The organism is Pseudalkalibacillus hwajinpoensis (genome assembly GCF_039851965.1).
Lineage (GTDB): Bacteria > Bacillota > Bacilli > Bacillales > Guptibacillaceae > Guptibacillus > Guptibacillus hwajinpoensis_E.
Genome location: NZ_CP156674.1, coordinates 1,064,202 through 1,089,260, shown reverse-complemented (window position 1 = coordinate 1,089,260; position 25,059 = coordinate 1,064,202). Strand labels below are relative to the sequence as shown.

Here is a 25,059-nt window from a genome sequence, read left to right as displayed (position 1 = left end):
CGTTAAGGAAATGGATGCGGATAAGGGTTGAGCTTCTCTACCGTTAATTCTCGATTAACATAACCGAGTTCTTTCGGAACTTTCAATACCCTGCTCAAGCCGGTGACACGTCTAAGGTGATGGCCAAATGTCATCGGCAGCATGCCTGGAATTATCACCTTTGCGCAATGGAGTCCATTTCGTTTAATTTCGGGTGTTGTTTGATCGACAACGATCACATCTAATTTTAAGCTGCGAAAGATTTGTAACATCGTATTCAAATCATCCGTTAGATTAGAATGACGTTTTGACATGTGAAAAGCTTCCGCAAATGTCTGCAAAGGGCGATGTTGGTTTAGTATAAATTGAAGGCGTTCTTCCGCTTCAGGAAGCCCATATACCATTCCGTGATCATCCATTTTCTGGACGAGAGAGGAATCATTGAACATTTTTACATATTCGGCTTTCTTCTTTTTAAACTCTTTATTCAACGGCGTGATCATTCCAACACTTTCAAAGACCGCGCTTTTCACAGCTCTAACAGGGTCCAGATGTGCGCCAGCCGCACACATGAGATTTAAGCGATCAGATTCAGGGTTTCGGTTTTTCGTTATCGTCAAGATGCAGGGAATGCCGTGTTCCATTGTCGCATTGTATAAATAAAGGTCATAGCCCGTTATCTCCTGCATACGATCGATCATCAAAAGGAGCTCTTCGTCATTTGACGAGTAAGGATCAATCCGAGGAAGCGGGAGCTGTGCATACCAGGTCATCAGAAAAGAATCGCGTTCAAGCACTTCCATAATTCCGTAGAAAATGGCTTCCTCAAGACTTCCTCCGATCGCGCAGCCATTGGACGTTTCAAAAATAAACCCGTCCCCGCACCCCATACTGTAATATGCGAGCCGTTCCGGAACCAGGATAGGTGCTTTTTCAATGAGTGAATACCCCCAAACCCAATTCATTTTTCGATCAGGATGAAACGGAGTAAACGGATAGTCCTTCTTCGCATACTGTTCTTGTGCATGAACGCCGACCGAAAGTGGATTCAAGGCGCGTTCAAGGTTGCGATAGCAATCGTGAACAACGGTTCTTTTCCCTTTAGGATCAATGCCACAAGAGCGTTCCAATCCTTCCAATATGGCTGTCATTTCACTCATGGCATACGAATTTGTCCGCCCGGCCGAGCCTTCATTTCCGTTGAATAGAGGAAGATTGACGATCGCATCGGCATACGTTGTTTCAAAATCGATCATCAAACGATTTAAAAGACCTGTGCGTGGATCGAGATAATCTCTTGAGAGTACCGTGCTCAAGTCGTTCATCGATCGACATCGATAGCTATCTTCACTGATTTTCACACTTGGTTTAAGCGTAATCACCGCATCCGTTCGCGAGTCTTCTGGAAGATGACTGCAAACGGAACAATAGGCGTCTGGCAATATACGATGGTGAGAGCTCTCAAGGGACCCCAAATTGATAAGGTGAATCGAGCTTTCTAATTGAGGTGACTGGAGGTGCAACATATTCTGCACTTCATTTTTGATCAGTTGAGCCATTTGGAGAAGTCCAGTTTGAGAGACCCATTCATCATGAATACCGTCATCGGCCTTGCTCAAAACCTGTTGGATATTCCACATATCCTCACGGTCGTTCACTGCCATCATCTTTCTTGTATCGGCACATTGTGAACAGCCTTCCTTACCGGGGCGAACCAATGGACCAACCACACCTTCACCAAATGATAAGAAGCCCCGTAGCCAATTTATACCGAGCTCCCGTGCCACTTCTTCCGCTTTTTTGTGGATCGATGGATTCCAAAAATCATGGATGACGAGTAACAATGTCGTCCGCTTAGGTATCGGCCCATCTAAATCTGAAAGGAGAGTGAGGTGATGGTGGGGAGCCAGTTCTTCCGCTATGCGTTCTTGTAATACGCCGTTTCCTACTAGTGTAATGCTAGCGCTCACGTCATCTCCCCCTTCCTAACAACACACCATAGATGTCTAGATATCCATCTTTTTCAAAGGTTTCGACACATACTTTTACAAAGGAAAGCTCTTTGTTTTGTTGTTCGAGAAGGTTCACAACTGAACGGAGGACGTCGGCCTGGTCGTTCGATTCATAGGCAGGAATGACAAGAGATTGGATCGCTTTTTCTTCAAACTGAATCGCTGCAAAGGAGGGATGCTTATGCCCCGCTGAAGTTGTTTTGTTTTGTGCCTGTATGACGGCATGAAGTAGCGCGCCGCGCAAAGCCAGTGTGAGATTAAATCCGACACTTCCATACCAGAGGTTATCCTCAGCTTTCCTCCACACTACAGGAAGACCGTAGGCATCTTTTCCTAAGCCAAGCTCTGGTACTTTCTTCATGGTGGTTAAAACCTTCAAATAGTAGCGGCAGAGATTGTCTTCAACCTTATGGAATGCAAGCTTCGATATGTTTTTAATACACTGCTCTGCTTTCTCATTCCACTCATCTTCTAGCGTTTTTTGCAATGCCCGGCTAACACCTTCAATGAACGTTTCTCCAGCGCCAATGTGGAGGTCGGTTGTCGTGTACGTACACGTTTCGAATGGAAAAGGGAGTAATGAGATGATATTTTCCTTTAAAGGGAGTACGTACTGCTCAATTCCGGTCAAACCAGCTTCCCGCCTCGCTTCTTCATGGGTTAAAGCCGCACTCACTAGGCTCGGATGTAGTGAAGAGGGCCCATTTAGCTTTACGTTAACCACTTGAATCTCACATTGAGCTAAAGGTAATTGACTAAGTTCGCCTTCTTCCCAACGATGGAAAAAGCCTAATTGGCTTGAGGTCAACTCACTGAAGTAGTAAAGTAGTTCGTTCTGATCTTGTTTATTCTCATTTATCCGCAACTCTTTTAATCCATTTTCCACTTTTATGACGTCGATCCTTCCTGATACAAGCGGATGAGGTTTATAGGGATGCCATTTGCCTTCAAGTGTCTCGAGGTTAAGTAGAAACATTTGGTTGTTCGAAAGCACGGGCACGCCTGTTATTTTTTTAAACAATTCAAATACGATCACATTTGCTAGCATCGCGCCGGCCGGGGATGAAAATGAGCTCGTTTGATGAGTATTTAGCGCGTTCCGGTTCAGGCTCCGCCATGCAGACTCCCAGCAGCCATTGGAATCAGGGCTTACAAGTGGGCCAGCCACTCCGACCTCTCCAGGACAGAGGGTCGGGAGAAACAGTTTTTTCTTTTCTTTACAAGCATGAAGGATGCGCTGTAGTTCTTCTATGTCTCCTTGCTGTGTGACATATAAAATGGCATCGAAGGGTTCAACCTGGTCCTCCCAGGAGATTGGGTCTTTATCCTTTTTTAACACGATTTCAATGGAAACATCAGGGTCTGTTTTTCTTGCAGCCGTCTCTAATTCTATTATTCTTTGGTGACTGGTGTTCGCATCTGTAAGTAACGTTTGGAAACGGGCCAAGCCGGAGGTAAGCAAAGATGAAACCAATCCGATTACCATGGGTCCTTCTCCAATGGCTAAAACGTTTTTCTGACGGTATTGTTGAAACCGATAGGCACCGGAATCACAGAAACTCTCGATATATTCAATCTGTGAAGCGAATTTCTCCACCACTTGTGGTTTCAAGTGGTGGGGACGGTCTCTACTAACGTCACGAAGAAATCCATTCGCAAATAGGACGTCGGTAATCTCGTAAACTCGATCACGATAGGGCTGCGATAATCCATCTGTTAGGCTTGCAAGCGAATATTCTCCGTTATACATTGGGATAAGCTTTTCAATCCATTGATGAATCGTTCTACCTTCCATACGAAATGAACCTGAATTGTTCCTAAAATAAACACTCCCGCTCGGTTCCGGCATGAAGAAAGTACCCTTCTTCAGCTTTAAACGCATAGAAGGATCGACATTCGTCATGACACACCTCCTTACTCACTGATCTGACTACATACTATGAGTCTATGTCAGTCACTTCGTCTCATATGTCTGAACACAAAACAAGAACCCCTGTTGGAGAATTCCTCAAGGGGTCTTGTAACATCAATCGATTTATCCTTCGTCTTAAGCTAGGACTCGGACGGACTTAGCGTCCACCGCAACGACCGCAACGACCGCATCCTCCACACCTTGCACAACCACCGCAACCCGCACATCGAGCACAGCCAGCACAACCGCCGCACCCAGCACAACCACCGCAGCCCGCGCAGCCTACACAACCTGCGCAACGGAAACAGCCAAAGCAAACAAACCCGACTCCTACACATAAGCGCGAAGTATTTGTATCTGTATTCGTATAATTGGCTTGCTCACATGGAACTAAATTCTGAGCATGGAATTCTCCGACATCTAAGTGCTGGAGATCATTTTGAAATTGATTCATTTATGTCACCTCCATCATCGTTCCTTAGTAATGGTCTGGATTAAAATGCGTTTTCCTGAGCGATTACCTAATGAAACACTTTCTCCAACAAAATATGTAGAGTGACTGGGTAATGTTACTAAGTAGAGGGCGGAATACAGCGGTACGAGCTAGGGAGAGAAGGGGCCAATATGAATAAAAGAGGGGAGGACGATTGAAGGTGTTTAAGAATTTGGATGTGAATTTGTTAACGAACGCATCGCGGGGACGGTTCGAGACCAGTGAAAAAGTAGTCACTTTCCAAAAATAAGCTTTTTAAGGGAGACTAAAATGTCTCGCCGTATAGCAAACGAGGCTTAGAAGCGATTCTAGAGGCTCGTTTTTCTTTTATCATTTTTCGTTGTAAAAAAGTTGGGCTTTTTCACCAGTCTCGGACGGTTCTCATGATGCATGATTTAGAGGAAAAGTAAAAGGGAGTGCTAATGATTCAATCAATTAGCACTCCCTTTAGTTATGAGATGCAATCAGCGAAAATCCCTTTGATGCCTTAAGCTTCATATCATCCTGATTTTCCATTAGCCCATAACTTGAATACAGAAATCGTGAAAACACGAAAAGATATTGTTTAACTTTAATTGATTTATATATTAGGCTCAACAGCTAAACTAATCGTCAAACTAATTTGTAGTAAATTATAAACGTCTAAATGAACAATATATATTGCAAAAAGACGTTAATAATATATAATGGAAAAAGAAGGATGAGTTTTAGGGTTATAAATGTAGAGGGGGATGAAGATGAGTATTGAGATGCGTAATCTTTCAAAAACGTTCAATAAGAAAGAACGAGCGCTTTCTAGCATTGACTTCACATTACGAAAAGGAGAGGTTGTTGGGCTAGTTGGACCGAACGGGGCTGGCAAGACAACTTTGATGAAGATCTTCATATGGATGAAATCATTCATTCCCTTGGAATGGAATCGTACTTATCAAAGAAAGTGAAGCAGTATTCGCTTGGTATGAAGCAGCGTCTTGGAATTGCGCTCGCGCTTATTTCGAACCCAGGTTATCTAGTATTAGATGAACCGACGAACGGGATGGATCCGGATGGGATCCGGAATATCCTTGGTTATTTAAAGCAGTTAGCGGAAGAAAGAGGCATTGGTATTCTGATTTCCAGTCACATTTTAGAAGATGTTGAGAATATTAGTGATCGTGTTTATGTGATTAACGGCGGTCGGTTGATAAACGAATATGCAAGGGAACAAAATCGTGGCGAAATTCTGGAGCTTGTGTTTTCTGAAGAAGATATTCATCAAGCCATGCCTTTGTTAGAGGGATATGAAGGGGTTACCCGAAGTGGAAATGTCATTTCATTTCAATATGATGGAGATATGAAACAGGTGCTCAAACACTTAAGTCAGCACAATTTTTATCCAACGGATGTAAAAAGGAAAAAGGACACGCTTGAGGATTTTTATTTTCAAAATATGGAGAGTGAAGCGAAGTGAATTTTGGACATTACATAAAGCTTGAGTTAAAACGTAACCTTAGCCTGCCGTTGTTCTTGTCGATCGGGTTTGCCTTTTTGTTTGGAGGAGGAATTGTTTATTCGATTTACCAGCTGAATGGTCCGTTTCAGCCTGAGAATGTGTCAGGGTTATATGCTGGCATAGCAACAGTTGCTCTTGGTGTATATTGTGCAAAAATGGTTATTGTTGATTTGCATTACGGCACGATCTATCTGCTCTTTACGTCAGCTAGAGATCGGATTACGTTTTTGGTGTCACGCGTGATTGTTATTACCAGCGTTTCATTATTATTCGGACTAGGTTGTGCGACACTGCTTTTTGTAAATCATAAATTGAATGATCAGGCCTTCTCATTAGCGGATGTAGGTATGGCATTACTTCAATATGTGTTATTCGGCGTCTTCTTCACCTTACTTTTTCAAGTGATCTCGATGTATTATCAGAAGGTGATGAATCTGTTGATCCTTTCTCTTGTCACAATTCTTGTTCTTCCAGGTGTACTTGGGATTGTGTTTCAGGTCGATGCGGTCCCTGGTTTTGTGAAAGATCTTGTCGCCTATGCGCCAGTTTATAGTTTACCGAATCAACTGCCATTTCTTGCGCTGGATGGGCTGGAAATGAGTGTAACGGCGATGATCAGTTTACTATTATTTGCATTCGCTTATTATCGATTACCGAAAATAGATTACTAGAAAAAAGCAGGAGGAGTAACAATGGGATTCGGATTTAAGAAAAAACATAAGGATGAACGGGTGACGAATCTTCAAAATATGATTTATCGCGAATTGTATGTACTTATTGTGATTATTTGTGCTCTTTCCGTTGTATATAAACAGTTTCTGGTTGAAGGACCTGCGCAACATTTATGGACAGAGATTATTATTTTAATTGTAAGTTCTGGGTATTATCTTGTTCGATCATCGATGCTTGGGATTTTTTCAGATGAGGTAGAGATGCATGATCGTTCGAGCAAGATCAGCTTCAATATGAGAAATTTCCTGATTAGTCTTTTGGTAGGAGTGGGTCTTGCGCTCACCCTTGCGATCGTGAACTCTCAAAAGTATGCAGAGGGTCCACAAGAAACGACTTATTTCTTCTTTGTGATTTTATTTGGATGCTTAATGATATATATTCCTGTCTTATTTGGCATAATGGTGTTACCCTATGCGATAGCGAAGTATAAAAGTGATAAGGTAAATGAGCGAGAGTTAGAAGAGATGAATGATGAAGATGTGCGGTGATCGATTGTGAAGAATGTGAAATTAAAAATGGCGAGAGTGGAGCACGATCTCTCTCAACAGGAGCTTGCCAAAAAAGTTGGCGTGTCGAGACAGACGATTGGACTCATTGAGCTTGGAAAATACAATCCTACGCTACAGCTTTGTTTGTCGATTTGTTGGGCATTAGATAAGTCACTTGATGAGTTGTTTTGGATGGATCAGGAATAGAGGGAAAGCTACATCATTCTATGAGTTGTAGAGTGAGGTAGCTTTTTTTAGCATGATTCACTTCGGCTTACCAAAATTTTGGGCAATCGAAATGTTGCCTACAAGGAAACATGGTGAACTGACAAGAAGGGCTTCTAACCATGAAATTTCTAATGATCGGTACAATAGAATGACCAAAACAGAAACAATAAAATATATGGGAATGAATTTTTTTGATAGAAGTAGTCATATGATACAACTTCAATTGCTCAAAGCTTGTAGCGGCTTCAATCATTACTTACACAATAGTCCCGAAAACGCATTGCTTGCTGTAAGGGCAGCAGATGATGGGTTGGCTATTTCTCGTCCAAAGAAAATTCAATATTACGTTATTATGTATGGGTGTATTAATTATCTGTTTCGCGGCTTTCCTCGAAACTTTTGTAAGCCCAATATTTATCTGAAGGAGAACAAGTATGAAAGCCTTACAAATTATCTCTAGCATTTGTTTCATTCTATTTGCCTTAATGAAACTCAATATTTTATCCTTCTCTTGGAATGAGAATATCGTTCATTATTTGTTTAACGCTAGTTTGATGCTAACCATTTTTAGCATTATTTTTCCAATCGTGTCTTATAACAAATTGAAAAGGATGAGCGTTACCTTGATGACATTCTTCACCGAGTTGATCCGAATAGCGAAACGCCTATCTTTGTTTCAAATAAATATTTAAAGAACAACGCCGCCGCGCTGTACCGAAAAAACACAATGGTGATCGTTTGCGGTGAAAAGCTTGTAAAGACGCTTGGTGAGAAGCATTTAACATTTCTAATCGCTCATGAATATTTCCATATTAAAAGGAATCATCTGATGAAAAACGTACTTTCCTTTATTTTCGTCCTATCTGGCGTTCCAATCGCCTTGTTGATTCTAACATCTGTTCTTGGCACGGCTATCCCGATTGTACCAATCGTTATTTTTGCCTTTTGCGCTTATGTATCTTCTTTTATACTGCATTTTGTTTTCTCGCAAAGGCGTGAATTCCAGGCTGATCAATTTGCAAGTTCGATTGTTGGGTCAATTGATGCTAGAGAAACCTTGGAGATGATAAAGTTGCTGCACTTGACCGTTTTCTTTTTGAAGAACAAGTGTATCACCTCATCATTTAGATTCCTGTTTCATAAACAGTATAGGGGGCGGGCGAAGGTAGTTGTAAATAGATGACAAAAAAGAGGGGGTCAGACACGTGTCTGACCCCTCTTTTTTCTCTTTTTTTTCACCACTCTATTTTGAACGTCACAGCATTGTCAGATTTCCTCTAGATGTAACCTGCTATAATTAGGCTAGAAGAAATGAATTTCAACGCCTAGATGAAAGAAGGAAAGTTATGAATACAGAATCTCAATCTAAAATATTGTTTTCGATGAGTGTCGTTCAGGTGATCCTTTCTGTTTTAATTCTTTTCCTGCCGGTTATGTATCTCATTACACCTGAACAGGAGAGCTTATTAGTATATGGCATGATGGGTTTTGGTGTCGTGAATATTCTTGCGGGCATCTCTAAGAGGATAAAAGGGGAAAACCGTTCTGGTATGTTCTATTCGATAGCAGGAGTGGTTTTGTTTGCGATCGGTGTAAGTCTATTACTATTTTAATGAATGGTGTCTGGACCTTTATTAGTTAATCAAACGAACTAAATAAAGTTATCAAGAGTAAACGAGTGACTGGCTATATTGAGTTCACAGTAACCAGCCAAGCGGAGATAACGAACGAACAGCGGAGGCTCTTTGTTGCAATCATTTGCAATGAAGAGCCTTTTAAATCGTTCCATTTTCTAAAATCACTTTTTATTTAAACACCTTTTACTTTAGCCATAAATTGTATTATAATGAAAGTGTTGCAAAATGCACAATCACTAAATGATCTTTTTTAAGGCTCATTCGACCAGTAGATTTATTTTGCAACATTTTTTCGCTCGGTATTGTAAACGGTTTCAGTATATTTATAGGATTACTTTTCACTATACAAAAGATGACATAAGGGGTGAGGTACTGGTGATAAATGAAAAATATGAAAAACTAAAAGAAATATTGCAAGAAATGGGTAGTATTGTCGTCGCGTTTTCTGGTGGAGTGGATAGTACATTTTTATTAAAGGTTGCGGTCGATGTTCTGGGGAAAGAAAATGTCCTTGCGGTGACGGCTGATTCAGAAACTTATCCGACTAGTGAATTAGAAGAGGCAAAGCAGCTTGCTTCATTAATAGGTGCGCATCATCAGGTAATTGAAACATCTGAGCTTGCGATTCCCGGTTACACACAGAATGATGAAAATCGCTGTTACTTCTGTAAGAATGGTCTGTTTGAAGAGGTTGTTCCGATTATGCAGGAAAAGGGATTCCAAAATGTTGTGTATGGCTTAATTGCTGATGACATGGGTGAGCATCGCCCAGGAGTACGCGCAGCAAAGGAGCATGATGTTCGTGGCCCACTTCAAGAAGCGGAGCTTTACAAAGATGAAATTCGCACGCTCTCGAAGGAATTAAACCTTCCTACATGGGAAAAGCCTTCATTTGCTTGTTTGTCTTCCCGTATTGCTTATGGTGAGGAAATTACGCAGGAGAAGTTAACTAAGGTCGATAAGTCAGAGGCTTATTTAAAGAGCCTCAGAATTCGTCAGGTTCGTGTCCGGACTCATGGCGATATGGCTCGAATTGAAGTCGAGCCACAGGACATGCAGCTTGTAATGGCCAATCATCGAAGTATTTCGAAGAAGCTGCAATCGTTTGGGTACCAATACGTCACGATTGATCTCGAAGGCTATAAGAGCGGCAGTATGAACAAAGTACTAGCAGGAAACGTTGATTCGAATAACTGATTGAAAGAGGTGTTACTGTATGGGAACAACAAACTTAGATGACGTTCTAAAGCGAGTGAAAGAGGGAAGCTTAGGTGTAGATGAAGCGAAAACCCTTCTTTCCTCCTTCGAAGATATTGGTTTTGCGAAAGTAGACCACCAAAGGGAAGACCGGACTGGTTTCCCGGAAGTGGTGTATGGTGAGGGAAAGACCGTAGCACAAATGATTGATATCATTCAGTCTTTGAAAAGAAATACAAACCGTGTGCTTGCAACGAGAATTTCAGAAGAAAAAGCTGCTAAAGTGATGGCGTCAGTACCTGATCTTGACTACAATGAATCAGCTCGTACGTTATTCTGGAGGCATCCTGATGAACCAGCGCTTCTATATAACGGCTATATCGCTGTGCTGTGCGCAGGTACGTCCGACCTTCCGGTTGCAGAGGAAGCTGCGGTGACTGCAGAAGCTTTTGGGGCTTCTGTTAAACGCATGTATGATGTCGGGGTGGCCGGTATTCACCGTCTCTTTCATCACCTTGAAGATATCGAGAATGCTACGGTAGCGATTACGGTTGCTGGAATGGAAGGCGCCCTTACAAGTGTTGTTGGGGGATTGATTAGTAATCCGATTGTTGCGGTGCCGACAAGTATTGGGTATGGTGCGAATTTTCAGGGGCTTTCGTCGTTGCTATCAATGCTTAACGCCTGTTCACCGGGAATTAGTGTGATGAACATCGACAATGGCTTTGGCGCTGGGTACTATGCAACATTAATTCATAAAAATCATCGTAATACGATACTAGACTAGAGGGTGGACTTCATGAAAACATTATACCTTGATTGTTTTTCTGGGATTAGCGGGGATATGACAATCGGTGCGCTCATTGATCTTGGTGCAGATCCGACGCTTCTTGTTAAAGAAATGGCTAAACTAGAGATCGATTCTGAATACAAGCTAGAGTTCAATAAAGTAGTGAAAAAGGGCGTATCTGCTACGAAGTTTGATGTGATCCTAACCGAGGATGAAGGAGGACATCACCATCATCATCACCGTCATTATTCGGACATTGTGGCGATGATCAATCGAGCTGAATTTAATGAAAATGTCACAGCGATGGCGCTTTCAATTTTTGAGAAGATTGGGAGAGCGGAAGCGAAAATACATAACATGCCGTTTGAGAAGGTTCATTTCCATGAAGTTGGCGCGGTTGATTCGATCGTTGATATTGTTGGTGCGAGTATTCTGCTCGATTCATTGGATATTTCTAAAGTGATCTCTTCACCTGTTCCTGTTGGAAATGGGCGAATTCGAATCGCTCATGGTCTGTATCCGGTGCCTGCACCTGCAACGTTAGAATTGTTAAAGGGGATTCCGATTCAGCAAACGGATATTAAAGGTGAATTAACAACGCCGACTGGTGGGGGAATACTTGCTGCGCTTGTAAATGACTTTGGACCAATGCCTTCGTTTACTGTGGAGTCGATTGGATATGGCGCTGGAACAAAGGATTTCCCGGATCATCCTAATGTGCTTCGAGCGGTACTCGGAAGAGAAGAACTGTAAAGGCGGGCGGTTGTATGTCACAGAAGTTTTCACATGGTGAAGAACATATTGATGGTGAGATGATTAAGGTTGAAGTTAACCTTGATGATATGCCTGGAGAATGGCTTGGGTATGTGATGGAAAAGTTATTCGCTAGTGGAGCCAATGATGTTTTCTATACACCCATTTATATGAAGAAAAATCGTCCTGGCGTAATGCTTCAACTCTTATGTGATCATACGAAATTAGATGAAATCAAAGCGATTCTGTTCACTGAAACGACGACGCTTGGGATCCGCTATTACCCGATTTCTGTTCATCGCTTAGCAAGGAAGTTCTATCAAGTGAACACTGAATGGGGCGAGGTCACGATTAAGCAGGGGTTACATGAAGGACAAGTCGTTGAGAACGCACCTGAATATGAGGATTGTCGGAGAATTGCGGAGCAACATCAGATTCCAATTAAAGAGGTTTACAGAGTCGTTTGGGAAAAGATACGGGATAATGACTAGGTTACCCTCATCTAACACGGGTAGGAGGTGAACAGAATATGATTAAAGCATTGGTGATTGCTCCCTATGAGGGGTTAATTGAAATCATGAGAGAGATTGCTGTGGAAGTTGATGATTTCGAGATCCATACAGAACTGGGTAACTTGTATGAAGGTGTGGAGATTGCCAGGAATTCTGAAAAAAATGGCTTCGATATGATCATTAGCCGGGGCGGAACGGCCTCATTGGTACAGGAGGTTGTCTCGATTCCGGTTATTGATATTCAAGTGTCGGGATATGATATCCTTCGCCTTCTAACACTAGTAAAAGGATTTTCTGGTAAAGCGGCGATTGTTGGCTTTCCGAATATTTCTCAAGGTGCTGCGACGATCTGTAATTTATTAGATTTAGATATTAACACGATGACCATTCAGAAAGATGTAGAAGTCGAAGAGCGACTGAAGAGCTTGAAGAAAGCGGGATATGAAGTCGTTATTGGTGATGTTGTCACAGTTGAAGCGGCTAAACAATTAGGGATGAATGGGGTTCTGATCACATCGGGGAAAGAAGCCGTGATGGAATCGCTGGATGAAGCAAGGAGAGTCTACCGGCTATTCTCGAAATTGCATGAGGAAGTTTCTCTCTATCAATCGATTATTGACTCCGATGATAGGATCATTGGCGTGATGGATCGAGATGGGAAGATCATCTGCGCAAACCATCATTTCAACACTGAATTTTCCAATGAAAAGATAGAGAACTCATCTGAAGTCAAAGAAATCATCAAGAAAACGTCCGCGACCCAAACGAAGCAAAAGAAAATTCTTACGCTACATAATCAGCTGTGGAATCTATCAACGAGCTATACCGATCACCATGTGATTTTGTATTTCGATAAAGCTTTTCCTAATCAAACAAAAGAACAATCGGTCGACGGAAAGAGTTACGCTGTTGAAGTTCAAACCGACGTTCCTCATGTTCTTCTATCAGGAAAAAGTAAGCAAATTCAAGATGTCATGAAGCAGGTTGATAAGTATAGTCAAATGGATGAGCCGTTATGGATCATTGGTGAAACAGGGAATGGTAAAGATGCTGTGGCAAGGTCAATCTATTTAAAAAGTAAGCGAAACGAGCCTTTTATTACGATCCATTGCGAATTATTGAAAGAAGGACAGCTAACAGAGTTAATCAACGAGAACTTCTTCAGTAATCACGCGAATGGAATCGTTTATTTAAAACGAATCGATCGGTTAGATGCGTATTCACAGAAAGAGTTCTATCATTATATTCATACGGAAACAGGCAGAATGCCGAGATGGATTGTCTCGTCAAAGGATGAAATCAATATCAATGATCATGATGCTACAATCGATCACGATCTATTTACGCTATTAGCACGCCTAATCATTTACATCCCTCCACTTAGAGAGCGTGTACAGGATATTGAGAATCTAATCCCCGTGTTTATTTCGGAGTTTCATTCCAAATACGGGAAACAAATTGTTGGTGTAAGGCCCGATGCCATGCAGGAACTTGTTGAATATGATTGGCCTCGAAATGTTGATCAGCTTAAGCAGGTGATTGAACAGCTTGTGTTACATTCTACCTCTTATTATTTAGAAAAAGAAGAAGTGTCATCAGTGATTGAGTTATTAAAACAGCGACCGAAATTTGAAGATGGTGCGAACAGTCATATTAAAATAAGCGGCACATTAAAAGATATTGAGAAAAAGGTTATTACAAAAGTGCTGGAAGAGGAAGAGATGAATCAATCGAAGGCGGCGAAACGCCTCGGCATCAACCGTTCAACATTATGGCGCAAGCTTAAATAAAAGCTTGTGTCTTTTTTTGTTTGGTAATAAAGCATAGAAGTGAATCAACAGCGTTAATACCAGATAAGTGTTTTAAAATGCAACAATCATTCAGATTAAGCGCTTCTTTTTAAGGAAAAAACTGGTATTTTTAGATAATTTCAAAATAAGTATTGTTAAATGCAACGTAATCATATACTATAATAAATGTAAGCGTTTTAAATTGTTCTAAATTCAAACATGTTTGGTTTAGTCAATTTAGCTGGTTAGAAAAATCCAAGCAGTTACTGAAAAGTAAGGAATGTCAGCAGTCAGTGGAAATGAGAAGTAAAGAGGAATCTTTTTCTCAGAAACTAGCATTCGAAAGGGGGGAGGGATGGTTTTGAAATTAGCAGTTATCGCAGATGACTTAACTGGAGCAAACGATACAGGCGTACAATTTGCGAAACAGGGCTTAGATACAACAGTGTTGTTTCCTGATACAATCTTGCAGCCAACGAATATGACTGGAGATGTGATTGTATTAAATTCGAACAGTCGTGCACTTCCGGCTGAGAACGCCCATACGATCGTAGCTGATTTATCGAAGCAATTGCTCCATTTAGGTGTTTCATCTGTATTGAAAAAAATAGATTCCACAATGAGGGGAAATATCGGAACTGAAATTGATGCTGTAATGGATGTGTATGAATTTAATACAGCACTCGTTGTTCCAGCTTTTCCAAAGAGTGGGCGCGTCACGATTAATGGCATCCATTATGTTGATGGTGTACCACTAGAACAGACAGAGATCGCCAATGATCCTACTTGTCCAGTCAAGAAAAGTTACTTGCCTGAGCTTTTACAAGAACAGAGTAAACGGAACGTGGAGCTCATTACAATACAAGATGTTAGAAAAGGGAAAGAACATCTAGCCGAAAGAATGAAAGCGTTATCGCCTCAAAATCCATCCAAAATAGTCGTTGTCGATGCCGAAACTGATGAAGAATTACAGATCATCGTTGAAGCAACGAAGCTACTTAAGGAGAATATCCTCTGGGTGGGGTCGGCCGGGATCGCCTATCATCTTTGTAACTCGTTTCATGATCGAGAGCTTTCAATAGAGAGTTGTGAGGATAAGCAGCTTCCTTTATTGATTGTCGCTGGAAGCATTAGTGGGATTACCCACAGACAAGTTGAAGAGTTAAAGAAGAAGACAAGCATTGAAGAAATAATGATTTCTCCTTATAAGTTCTTAAGTGAAGAGGAGCGACAGGGTGAAATTGAACGGGCTGTTAAACTCGGGGAAGCATTCTTAGACAAAGGTGATTTGATCGTCTCAACGAATCGCGATGCTGATGCAATCAAACAGGTGAGAGAGATCCAACAATCACTCGGTTTATCGAACATGGATGTTGGAAGTCGCATTGCCAGTGCGCTCGGAACAATCGCTGGTCGCTTAATTGAGAGTAAACGGATCCAGGGTGCGGTCTTAACGGGCGGGGATATTGCCGGGGCAACTTGCAAAGGATTAAATGGGAAGGGAATTCGTATCATTGGTGAAGTGGAAGACGGACTTCCTTATGGGAAACTTCTCGGTGGTTTGTATGACAGTCTCCTCCTTGCTACAAAAGCAGGTGCATTCGGTAGTGAACAGGCTCTTGTGAAAGCGCTTCAAACGTTAAGAGAAGTCAATCAAGAATCTTATGTAAAGATAAAATAATAAAACATATTGGAGGAAAAATGATGAAGAGCTTATCTAAAAAGATATTGGGTGCTGCTACAGCACTAAGTCTAAGTGTACTTGTTGCATGCGGTGGTGCTGATCAAGAAGCATCAAATGAAGGGGAAGCAGCTTCAGGCGAAGCGAAAACGTTACAAGTTGGAATCACGCTTGCGGAAGATTCTCATTACTACAAAGGTCTGGAACATTTTGCAGAACTGGTTGATGAGAAATCAGAAGGTGAGCTTGCGATTGAAATCTTCCCGAACGGCTCATTAGGTGGCGAACGAGACATGGTTGAAAGTCTTCAAGTAGGTTCACTTGATATGGTTCTAACCTCTACAGGTCCACTAGGCGGTTTTGCACCAGAAATTAACGTTGTCGACCTTCCGTTTCTTTTCGAAAATCGTGAACATGCTTATAAAGTGTTAGATGGTGAAGTCGGTCAGGACTTGTTAGCAGGCCTTGAAGATCAGAGCTTGAAGGGTCTTGCATGGTGGGAAAATGGTTTCCGTCACATTACCAACAGCAAGCTTCCAATTGAAAAGCCTGAAGATTTGAATGGCTTGAAAATCCGTACAATGGAAAATAATGTCCACATGGATTCATTTAAAGCACTAGGTGCAGACCCGACTCCAATGTCATTTACTGAATTGTTCACTGCATTGCAGCAAGGGGTAGTTGATGGACAAGAGAATCCTGTTCCGATTATCTCAACTTCTCGTTTCTACGAAGTTCAAGACTACTTGACACTTACTGGGCATTTCTATTCTCCAGCGGCATTGTTAGTTAGCTCGCAAGTATTTGATGGCCTTACAGAAGATCAACAAAAAGCCCTTCAAGAAGCAGCTGTTGAGGGTGCTGAGTACGAACGTGAGATTGTAGCTGAAATGGAAGAAGAAATGATTGCAGACTTGAAAGAACAGGGTATGCAAATTGTTGAAGATGTCGACAAAAAGGCATTCCAGGAAGCAACAAAATCCGTTTATGATCAGTATTCTGATCAAGTCGGCGCAGATTTAATTAAACAGATCCAGGATGCAGCTAAATAAAAGTAGGTAGTAGACTTATGATGTGGGGATAACCTTCCCCCATCATATTGTTGTATGGGGGAGGTTACACATGAATACCATCATTAAGACCATTGATCGATTTAATAAAGTGCTTGGAGTAGTATTGGCTCTTCTTATCATGGTGATGTCAGCCGTTATTTTCTACCAGGTGTTCTCGAGATTCATCCTGAAAGATTCTCTCAGATGGTCAGAAGAATTAGCGAGATATATTATGGTGTGGAGTGTCTTTATTGGATCCGCTCTCGCAATCAGAAAGCGTGAATTAATTTCTGTTGATGCGATTAAAGAATTAATGTCCGATCGAGCGAAGGCAATCCTAAATGTTGTTGTTTATCTCATTTGTATTGCTTTTCTAGCTGTTCTAGTCAATTACGGGTTTGTGCTCGTGGGTAATATCATAGGTCAAACGTCACCAGCGATGAATATTTCCATGGCCTGGGCCTATTCAGCCATACCAGTTGGTTCCATCTTAATGATCATTAATTGTGTGGCGGTTATTATGGAAGTTATTTTGAAGCTAAAGGGGGGCAATGAACAATGACAACGGTATTATTAATCTCAATGTTAATCTTGTTTCTGTTCACAGTTCCAATTGCCCTTGCTATCGGTTTAGCTTCAGCAATCGCTATCTGGTTGACTAGTGATTTGCCAATGTTGGTTATTGTGCAACGAATCTTTACATCGCTTGATTCATTCCCATTAATGGCCATTCCATTCTTTATTCTAGCTGGTGCCTTAATGGAGACTGGTGGGATTTCGAAACGACTGGTTCATTTTGCAAATACTCTTGCTGGTTCTATGACAGGTGGCTTAGCGGGTGTAACGGTTATTACTTCCATGTTCTTTGCGGCAATCTCTGGTTCAAGTCCAGCAACAGTGGCGGCGATTGGATCAATTATGATTCCAGCAATGGTAGCAAGACATTATGATGTAAACTTCGCTGCAGCTGTACAATCTGTCTCAGGTGCGCTTGGTGTTATTATTCCTCCGAGTATCCCAATGATTCTTTACGGAGTTGTTGTTGGTGTATCGATCGGGGATCTCTTTATCGCTGGAATTATACCTGGTCTATTAATCGGGCTTTCATTAATCTTAACTGCGTTTATCATTTCAAAGAGGCGCGGCTACAAGGGAACTGAACATTTTACATGGCAGGAGCGAATTGATGCATTTAAGAACGCCATTTTTGCATTGTTAATGCCAACGATTATTCTAGGTGGTATTTATGGTGGTATCTTTACGCCTACCGAAGCTGCAGTAGTTGCAGTAGCGTACGCACTCATCATTGGCGTCTTTGTTTATAAAGAAATTAAATTGAAAGATCTTATTCCTGTGTTTGTAAAATCAGGACTTACGACAGCGATCATTATGTTGATTATTGGTACGGCAGGTCTTTTAGGCTGGCTGTTGACGAAAGAACGCATTCCACAAACGGTGGCTCAGTCATTTATGAGTTTTTCCGATAATCCATTAGTCTTTCTATTAATTGTAAACGTCTTTCTACTGATCGTTGGAATGTTCTTTGAAACATCTGCATCCGTCATTATACTAGCACCTATATTAGCGCCGATCGCAATTCAACTCGGAGTTGACCCGGTTCATTTCGGTATTATCATGGTGGTTAACCTTGCCATTGGTATGGTTACGCCTCCACTGGGTGTAAACCTATTTGTGGCGATGCAAATATCCAAGATCAGATTAGAAACGCTATCAAAAGCGGTCATTCCGTTTTTAATTATCTTAATCGCTGATGTGTTAATCATTAGTTATATACCAGAGATCTCACTATTCTTAGTCGATATGTTAAAGAAATAGTGATTATAAGGGAGGAAATGTCGTATGGCTAAACCAATTATTGCGATTACGATGGGCGATCCATCAGGCGTAGGACCAGAAATTATTGTGAAATCTTTTAAAGATGAAGCGATCTATGAAAACTGTTCGTTATTTGTTATTGGTGATCTTAACATGTTAGAAAGAGCGATTGATGTTACGAAGGTTGATCTCAGCTTAAGAAGCATTACGAAACCTGAAGAAGCGAAGTTTGAATATGGAACAATTGATGTTGTGGATATGGGCCTTGTTTCTGACGGATTAGCATGGGGTGAAGTATCTGCAGAAGCTGGGAATGCGGCATTCTACTACTTAGAGAAGGCGATTTCGTATGCCAATGATAAGGAAATTCAAGGCATCTGTACTGCACCACTAAATAAAGAAGCGCTGCATAAAGCGGGTCATATTTATCCTGGTCATACAGAAATTCTAGCAGAACTTACGAATACGAAGGACTTTGCAATGATGTTGTCTGCCCCAGGTTTACGAGTGATCCATGTTACAACGCATATCGGCTTGATCGACGCTGTTAATAAGATTAATGTGGATCGTCAATATACAGTTATTAAACTTGCGCATGACACGTTACGTAAAGCTGGAATTAATAATCCGAAAATTGCAGTGTGCGGAATTAACCCACATGCAGGTGAAAACGGGTTGTTCGGAAATGGTGAAGAAGAGGAGAAAATCATTCCTGCTGTTGAAAAAGCACAGGAAGAAGGAATTGATGTTGTAGGACCACTTCCAGCTGATACCTTGTTTTTCAGAGCGAAGCGTGGGGACTTTGATATCGTCGTCGCACAATATCATGATCAAGGTCATGGGCCAATCAAAGTGTTAGGACTTGAGTCGGGTGTGAATATTACGGTTGGTCTTCCAACAATCCGTACAAGCGTTGACCACGGCACGGCCTTCGACATCGCAGGGAAAAACATTGCAGATGAGAAGTCTTTAAAAGAAGCGATTCGTATGGCATATGAATTAGCACCAACGAAAGTAGTTTAGTTGTTTGCTTTCGTAGCATGATTCGTGAACATTTTACCTAAACTACTGATTATAAAGTCAGATGGCAAGAGACAGCTTTGTCTCTTGCTATCCTTTTTATCCCAGCCTTAAGGGGCAGTAAAACCCCCACCTCAAAATGTAAATCAATCGAGACGTTTAGGTGGGGGTCAACTGCCCCTAAAGGTCCGATTGGTTCAACTAACCATCAGAGGGGGATGAAGCAAAACCCCCTCTGATGGAAGTTTCACTTTATAGTAGAATAGTTAATGTCAACATAGTGGTAAGGATACAGAGTGTGCATGATAATCAATGGGTATAACTATAAGCTACATAGTTAGTTATCTTTAAAAGGGGTGGTAAGGATGGCGTTTCCAAAGGTTGCGAAAATCAAACAAAAATTCGAAGTGGAAAGTATGACGGATGTTTCGAAAGTGATCGAAAAGCAGTTTCAAGCAATTGAAGCGAATCAAAAAATAAAGCCAGGTATGGAAATTGCGATTACAGTGGGTAGCCGAGGTATCGCTAATATTGCATTAATTGTAAAAGGAATAGCGGATGAAGTTAAAAAACGTGGGGCGACACCGTTTATCATTCCGGCAATGGGTAGTCACGGTGGTGCGACAGCTGAAGGGCAAATTGAAGTGCTTGAAGGCTTGGATGTAACTGAAGAAACAACGGGTTGTGACATTCGTTCGTCAATGGATGTTGAGGAAATTGGACAAACTTCGGCTGGTATCCCAGTTTATATCGATAAGCATGCTTATCATGCAGATGGCATTATTGTGATGAATCGAGTCAAGCCGCATACTGATTTCAAGAAAGATATTGAGAGTGGCGTTTTAAAAATGGCATCTATAGGGATGGGGAAACATAAACAGGCGCTCGCCCTTCATACGTATGGCATTAAAGGAATTCGGGATATGATGCCTGAGGTGGGTAAAGTGGCTATTGCCAACTCCAACACACTGTATGGAATTGCAGTGGTTGAAAATGCTCTTGAAGAAACAGCCATTATTGAAGTGATTGAACCTGAACAGATCGAGGAGAGGGAGAGAGAACTTCTACGAAAGGCATTCGATTTAATGCCGAGCTTACCCATTAATGAAATCGATATCTTAGTTGTAGATGAAATTGGGAAGAATTACAGTGGAACTGGAATGGATACGAACATTATTGGTCGCATTCGTGTTCTTGGTGTTGAAGAACCTCAAAACCCTAGTATCAAGTACTTAATTGCTTCTAACTTAAGTGAAGCAAGTCATGGGAATGCGCTTGGAATTGGACTTGCAGATCTGACTACGAAGAGGTTATTTGAGAAAATTGATCTGAAAAAAATGAATGAAAATGTCATCACGAGTACATTCCTGGATCGCGCCAAAATTCCAATTGTCCTTGATAATGACAGAGAAGCGTTACTAGCAGCGCTAAGAGCTACTTGGGGTGTTGATGATGAGGATACGAGAATCGTCCGTATTCCTAATACACTCCATATTGGTGAGATGTATGTATCAGAAGTCATTTATCATGAATTAAAAGATCAAGCCAATATTGAAGTGATCGAGGAACCTACTGAAATGAAGTTTGATGAAAATGGTTATTTTCTAAAGAAGTAAAGACGAGTTTAGCATGAACGAACTTCTAGATGAGAGGTAGACTTGCTGTAAAACAACAGCGAGGAGCTACCTTTTTTTCAGTTGTAAACTGGTTGCTTAAATAGAGAAAGGAGTGGAGAGATGATTAGCAGTTTAACCTCAGTTTTGTTAGTGGGGCTTCTTCTAGGCATTAAGCATTCAATCGAACCTGATCATGTTATCGCGGTATCATGATTGCAAGTGATACGAAGAAATGGTGGCGCTCATCTTTAGCTGGAGTCTTTTGGGGAATTGGCCACACGATTACGCTCTTTATCGTTGGGATGGTGATCATTATAATGAAAGGCGACATTCCAGAAGCGTGGTCATTATGGATGGAGTTTATAGTTGGAATCATGCTAGTTTATCTTGGGTTTAAATTTAAAAGTGTCATGGTATTTAAAAAGCATTCTGAACATCATGTTTATTCAAAAGGTCAGAAGCACTTTCCATTTTATAAATCCGCGATCATAGGAAGTATTCACGGTCTAGCAGGTAGTGCTGCAATGGTTCTATTAACAATGTCCACGGTTCATACGATCTGGGAAGGTGCACTTTATATGGTAGTGTTTGGATTGGGGACAGTGATCGGTATGCTATGCTTTACGACAATCATTGGGCTTCCATTTGTGCTAAGCAAAAAGAAAGCGAGTATTCATTATAACCTTACCCGCTTTACTGGGATTGTTAGCATGTTGTTTGGTGTTTACTATATGTACAACGTTTGGTGATGGAGGGAGGGGGGTCGAGGGATGGGGGTCAGACACGTGTCTGACCCCCATCTCTCTCTATGCTGTTCCTGCTTTCATTAGCATTCCATCCAGTGTCCTGCCTATTTGAAGCTCCATCCATTGTGCTGTTTCTACCAATTGATCAAGGTTTGTATTTGTATCTATCTTCATGCCTTGAAACATATTGACTAGATCTTCTGTACACACGTTTCCAACTGCTTTTGGAGCGAACGGGCAGCCACCTAAGCCGGCGATAGAAGAATCGAATCGAGTGACACCAGCATGATAACCAGCAAGTGAATTAGCTAACCCTAATCCACGTGTATTATGGAAGTGTAAGCCTAAATCGAGATCTTGGCCAAAGGCTTTTTTAAAGGCAGAAACAACTTGTTCGACTTGATTGGGATTGGCCATCCCTGTTGTATCTGCAAGTGTAAGACTATTGCAGCCAGCTTTTAAGAACTTCTCGGCTACTTTCAAGACACGCTCCTGTGGTACTTCTCCTTCAAAAGGACAACCAAAAGCAGTCCCAAGTACTCCAAGGACTCCTTTGTTGGCGGATATACCTTCCTCCACAACCTTCGTAAGTTCCACTGTTGCTTGATCAACTGTCCTTTTGGCATTTTTTAAATTAAAAGAGTCACTCGTTGCGGTGACAACATGTAAATAATCAACATCTGTTTGTAACGCTCTCGTTAATCCAGATCGACTTAGTACAAGTCCAGCATATTTAACATCGCTTCGCATCGGTACTTTTCTCAACACTTCTTCAGCATCGGCCATTTGAGGAACAATTTTTGGATTGACGAAAGAAACAGCTTCAATGTATCGGATTCCAGACTGAATTAATTTATGGATCAGTTCAACTTTAGTTTCCGTTGAGACAAATTTATCTTCATTCTGAATCCCGTCTCTTGGGCCGACTTCGCAGATTTCAATCAATGAATTTCCTCCTTTAATAAATGATGATTCTTCAAATCCTCTAAGTGACTCATCACATGGTCACGGCCCTGGTAGATATGCTCGTGCATGGCGATTCGAGCACGCTCAGAATCTTGATTTTTGATTGCTTTTAAAATGATCCGATGTACATCAAGTGAACGTTCTAACTGTGTGAGATCATACCAGTAAAATGAGCGGAAGATAAGTGGGACAACCACAACTCTAGAAATGTGAAAATGAATATGTTGGTTTCTTGATGAGATGACAACGGCTTCATGAAATTTATGATTTACTTCAACGATGTCTTTGACGCTCTGGATATCAGATTCCGTATAACGAGCAATGGCCTGCTCGTATGATTCATTTGCTTCTGTCATTTTAACGATATCTTCAGCTGTCCGGTGAATGGCTGCTTGTGAAGCGGCGTAACCCTCGAGGAGTGTTCTGAGGTCATAGATTTGCCGAATATCCTCTTTCGTAAAATGTCTGACACTGACCCCGCGTTTCAAAGAAACAATAAGTCCATCTGATTCTAGTTGCTTAATGGCTTCACGTATGGGCGTGCGGCTCAGCTGTAATTCTTTCGCAAGATATTCTTCAGTCAACCTCATCCCCGGTTCAAATTTACCAAGAACGATTGCCTCTTTTATATAATTGTATGCATCCATATCAACACCTCAACTCTATTGTATACAAACAAAAAACCATTTTCAATTTATTCTAAAAATTGACTCGAAAAGCATTGATTTATTCAATAAATAACCATGAAAATAGCTCATTTTACCTAAAAAACACCATTTTCAAATAAACGGTTGCTTTTCTGTATACAATTCTGGTAGTCTTATACGCAAGATTCAGAATTTTTCGATTTGAGAGTTTGAGGAGGAAGCATATGACGAAAGAAAAAGAACGATTACCGTTGGAAGGAATTCGTGTTTTAGAATTAGGTACGCTATTAGCAGGTCCTTTTTCTGGAAGATTGTTTGCTGATTTTGGGGCGGAAGTCATTAAAATTGAACCGCCAGATAAAATGGATCCGATGAGGAATTGGGGAAAGTCGAAGGAAGGAACAGGTCTATGGTGGCCGATCCAATCAAGAAATAAGAAATCAATTACTCTTAACCTTCGAGAAGAAAAGGGACAGGCGTTATTAAAAGAAATGGTGAAAGAAGCAGACATAATCATTGAGAATTTTCGACCAGGAACGATGGAGAAGTGGAATTTATCTTATGAGGAACTATCTGAGATCAATCCAAAAATCATTATGATGCGAACATCCGGGTTTGGTCAGACAGGTCCTTATAAACATCGTGCTGGTTTTGGAAGTGTTGGGGAAGCGATGGGTGGATTACGCCATGTTACAGGGTATCAAGATCGTGCCCCGACTCGAATCGGTATATCAATAGGAGATACACTGGCAGCCCTTTTTGCAACAATTGGTTGTTTGGTTGCGCTACATGAAAGAGAGCAATCTGGTAAGGGGCAAGTGGTTGATACCGCATTATATGAATCTGTTTTTTCAGTAATGGAAAGTTTGATCCCTGACTATCTCCTTGCAGGCTATGTTCGTGAGAGGATGGGGAATATTCTTCCGGGAGTAGCACCTTCAAATATTTACTATACACAAGATGAAACGTATATCGTAATTGGTGCTAACGCAGACGGTGTCTTCAGAAGACTTTGTGAAGCAATGGATCAAGTGGAACTTGCTGATGATGACCGGTTTGCTACACATGAAGCACGGGGCAAGAATATGAAAGTTCTTGATCTATTGATCGAAGAATGGACAAAATCACTTCCAGCTAAGGAAGCTCTTGAAAAGTTAGAAGAAAAGGGAGTACCATCCGGTTTGATTTATTCAGCTAAAGATATTGTTGAAGATCCGCATTATCAAGAACGAGACATGATTCTATCAGTTGAACATCCGGAGCTTGGGGAATTTCCAATGCCGGGGATTGTTCCGAAATTAAGCCGTACACCGGGAAAAGTGAAGCATCCTGGACCAGAAAAGGTAGGAAAGCACAACGAAGAAGTTTACACTCAATTACTTGGCTATAGCGAAGAAGAGTTAGAAGAATGGAGAGAAAGTAATATTATTTGAATGGTGTGAAGCCGTGGGGAGTCCTGGGTCTTATAACTATACTGGTA

General features: G+C 41.3%; 23 protein-coding genes and 1 pseudogene. 20 read left to right on the top strand and 4 right to left on the bottom strand.

Annotation, left to right across the window (positions count from 1 at the left end):
* Window positions 1-2: 2 nt before the first annotated feature.
* Together ABFG93_RS05525 and ABFG93_RS05520 are read right to left on the bottom strand one after the other, a co-directional pair.
* On the bottom strand, window positions 3-1,949 hold the full coding sequence (locus ABFG93_RS05525; protein WP_347551326.1) for a TOMM precursor leader peptide-binding protein: 1,947 nt from the start codon (window positions 1,947-1,949) through the stop codon (window positions 3-5).
* Between the two features lies 1 nt (window position 1,950).
* Entirely contained in the window at window positions 1,951-3,894 is a 1,944-nt protein-coding gene (locus ABFG93_RS05520) for a putative thiazole-containing bacteriocin maturation protein (RefSeq protein ID WP_347551324.1), read from the bottom strand.
* Window positions 3,895-5,133: 1,239 nt separating this feature from the next.
* Here ABFG93_RS05520 and ABFG93_RS05515 point away from each other — a divergent pair.
* The 19 genes and pseudogenes from ABFG93_RS05515 (at window position 5,134) to ABFG93_RS05425 (ending at window position 21,969) form a co-directional block, all read left to right on the top strand.
* Window positions 5,134-5,337: an ATP-binding cassette domain-containing protein gene (locus ABFG93_RS05515; RefSeq protein WP_347551322.1), complete on the top strand. Its 204-nt coding sequence runs from the start codon at window positions 5,134-5,136 to the stop codon at window positions 5,335-5,337.
* A complete protein-coding gene (locus ABFG93_RS05510; RefSeq protein WP_347551321.1) occupies window positions 5,283-5,846 on the top strand; it encodes an ABC transporter ATP-binding protein in 564 nt (187 codons plus the stop codon). The genes ABFG93_RS05515 and ABFG93_RS05510 overlap by 55 nt, the downstream gene beginning before the upstream one ends.
* Window positions 5,843-6,559: a hypothetical protein gene (locus ABFG93_RS05505; protein WP_347551319.1), complete on the top strand. Its 717-nt coding sequence runs from the start codon at window positions 5,843-5,845 to the stop codon at window positions 6,557-6,559. The genes ABFG93_RS05510 and ABFG93_RS05505 overlap by 4 nt, the downstream gene beginning before the upstream one ends.
* 21 nt (window positions 6,560-6,580) lie before the next feature.
* The gene (locus ABFG93_RS05500; protein ID WP_347551317.1) at window positions 6,581-7,108 is read left to right on the top strand and encodes a DUF6773 family protein; all 528 of its coding nucleotides are present in this window, start codon (window positions 6,581-6,583) and stop codon (window positions 7,106-7,108) included.
* 6 nt (window positions 7,109-7,114) lie between these two features.
* Window positions 7,115-7,315, top strand: coding sequence for a helix-turn-helix transcriptional regulator (locus tag ABFG93_RS05495; protein WP_347551316.1), 201 nt, complete (start codon window positions 7,115-7,117; stop codon window positions 7,313-7,315).
* Window positions 7,316-8,063: 748 nt separating this feature from the next.
* Complete coding sequence (locus ABFG93_RS05490) at window positions 8,064-8,519, top strand: M48 family metalloprotease (RefSeq protein WP_347551314.1); 456 nt, start codon at window positions 8,064-8,066, stop codon at window positions 8,517-8,519.
* 163 nt (window positions 8,520-8,682) lie between these two features.
* Window positions 8,683-8,949, top strand: a complete 267-nt coding sequence (locus ABFG93_RS05485; protein WP_347551312.1) for a hypothetical protein — start codon at window positions 8,683-8,685, stop codon at window positions 8,947-8,949.
* A 399-nt stretch (window positions 8,950-9,348) separates the two neighbouring features.
* A complete protein-coding gene (gene larE / locus ABFG93_RS05480) occupies window positions 9,349-10,170 on the top strand; it encodes an ATP-dependent sacrificial sulfur transferase LarE (RefSeq protein ID WP_347551310.1) in 822 nt (273 codons plus the stop codon).
* 19 nt (window positions 10,171-10,189) lie between these two features.
* Window positions 10,190-10,957, top strand: a complete 768-nt coding sequence (gene larB / locus ABFG93_RS05475; RefSeq protein WP_347551308.1) for a nickel pincer cofactor biosynthesis protein LarB — start codon at window positions 10,190-10,192, stop codon at window positions 10,955-10,957.
* 12 nt (window positions 10,958-10,969) lie between these two features.
* A complete protein-coding gene (gene larC / locus ABFG93_RS05470; protein ID WP_347551306.1) occupies window positions 10,970-11,713 on the top strand; it encodes a nickel pincer cofactor biosynthesis protein LarC in 744 nt (247 codons plus the stop codon).
* Window positions 11,714-11,727: 14 nt separating this feature from the next.
* Entirely contained in the window at window positions 11,728-12,204 is a 477-nt protein-coding gene (gene larC, locus ABFG93_RS05465; RefSeq protein WP_347551304.1) for a nickel insertion protein, read from the top strand.
* 38 nt (window positions 12,205-12,242) lie between these two features.
* Window positions 12,243-14,015, top strand: coding sequence for a sigma-54-dependent Fis family transcriptional regulator (locus ABFG93_RS05460; RefSeq protein ID WP_347551302.1), 1,773 nt, complete (start codon window positions 12,243-12,245; stop codon window positions 14,013-14,015).
* 361 nt (window positions 14,016-14,376) lie between these two features.
* The gene (locus ABFG93_RS05455) at window positions 14,377-15,696 is read left to right on the top strand and encodes a four-carbon acid sugar kinase family protein (RefSeq protein ID WP_347551300.1); all 1,320 of its coding nucleotides are present in this window, start codon (window positions 14,377-14,379) and stop codon (window positions 15,694-15,696) included.
* Between the two features lie 20 nt (window positions 15,697-15,716).
* Window positions 15,717-16,748 (top strand): TRAP transporter substrate-binding protein, encoded by a 1,032-nt coding sequence (locus ABFG93_RS05450; RefSeq protein WP_347551298.1) that lies wholly within the window; start codon window positions 15,717-15,719, stop codon window positions 16,746-16,748.
* Window positions 16,749-16,818: 70 nt separating this feature from the next.
* Complete coding sequence (locus ABFG93_RS05445) at window positions 16,819-17,310, top strand: TRAP transporter small permease (protein WP_347551296.1); 492 nt, start codon at window positions 16,819-16,821, stop codon at window positions 17,308-17,310.
* Window positions 17,307-18,584 carry a TRAP transporter large permease gene (locus tag ABFG93_RS05440; RefSeq protein ID WP_347551294.1) on the top strand — a complete coding sequence of 426 codons (1,278 nt, stop codon included), beginning with the start codon at window positions 17,307-17,309 and terminating at the stop codon, window positions 18,582-18,584. The genes ABFG93_RS05445 and ABFG93_RS05440 overlap by 4 nt, the downstream gene beginning before the upstream one ends.
* A gap of 24 nt (window positions 18,585-18,608) precedes the next feature.
* Window positions 18,609-19,607 carry a 4-hydroxythreonine-4-phosphate dehydrogenase PdxA gene (pdxA, locus tag ABFG93_RS05435; RefSeq protein WP_347551293.1) on the top strand — a complete coding sequence of 333 codons (999 nt, stop codon included), beginning with the start codon at window positions 18,609-18,611 and terminating at the stop codon, window positions 19,605-19,607.
* A gap of 362 nt (window positions 19,608-19,969) precedes the next feature.
* Entirely contained in the window at window positions 19,970-21,220 is a 1,251-nt protein-coding gene (locus ABFG93_RS05430) for a lactate racemase domain-containing protein (protein WP_347551292.1), read from the top strand.
* Window positions 21,221-21,340: 120 nt separating this feature from the next.
* A pseudogene (locus ABFG93_RS05425) lies at window positions 21,341-21,969 on the top strand (sulfite exporter TauE/SafE family protein).
* 57 nt (window positions 21,970-22,026) lie between these two features.
* Here the strand turns inward: ABFG93_RS05425 and ABFG93_RS05420 are convergent.
* Together ABFG93_RS05420 and ABFG93_RS05415 are read right to left on the bottom strand one after the other, a co-directional pair.
* Window positions 22,027-22,911 (bottom strand): hydroxymethylglutaryl-CoA lyase, encoded by an 885-nt coding sequence (locus ABFG93_RS05420; RefSeq protein ID WP_347551290.1) that lies wholly within the window; start codon window positions 22,909-22,911, stop codon window positions 22,027-22,029.
* Window positions 22,908-23,579 (bottom strand): GntR family transcriptional regulator, encoded by a 672-nt coding sequence (locus tag ABFG93_RS05415; RefSeq protein ID WP_347551288.1) that lies wholly within the window; start codon window positions 23,577-23,579, stop codon window positions 22,908-22,910. The genes ABFG93_RS05420 and ABFG93_RS05415 overlap by 4 nt, the downstream gene beginning before the upstream one ends.
* 224 nt (window positions 23,580-23,803) lie before the next feature.
* On the opposite strand from ABFG93_RS05415, the gene ABFG93_RS05410 reads away from it, so the two are divergent.
* Entirely contained in the window at window positions 23,804-25,012 is a 1,209-nt protein-coding gene (locus ABFG93_RS05410) for a CaiB/BaiF CoA transferase family protein (protein WP_347551286.1), read from the top strand.
* Window positions 25,013-25,059 lie beyond the last annotated feature (47 nt).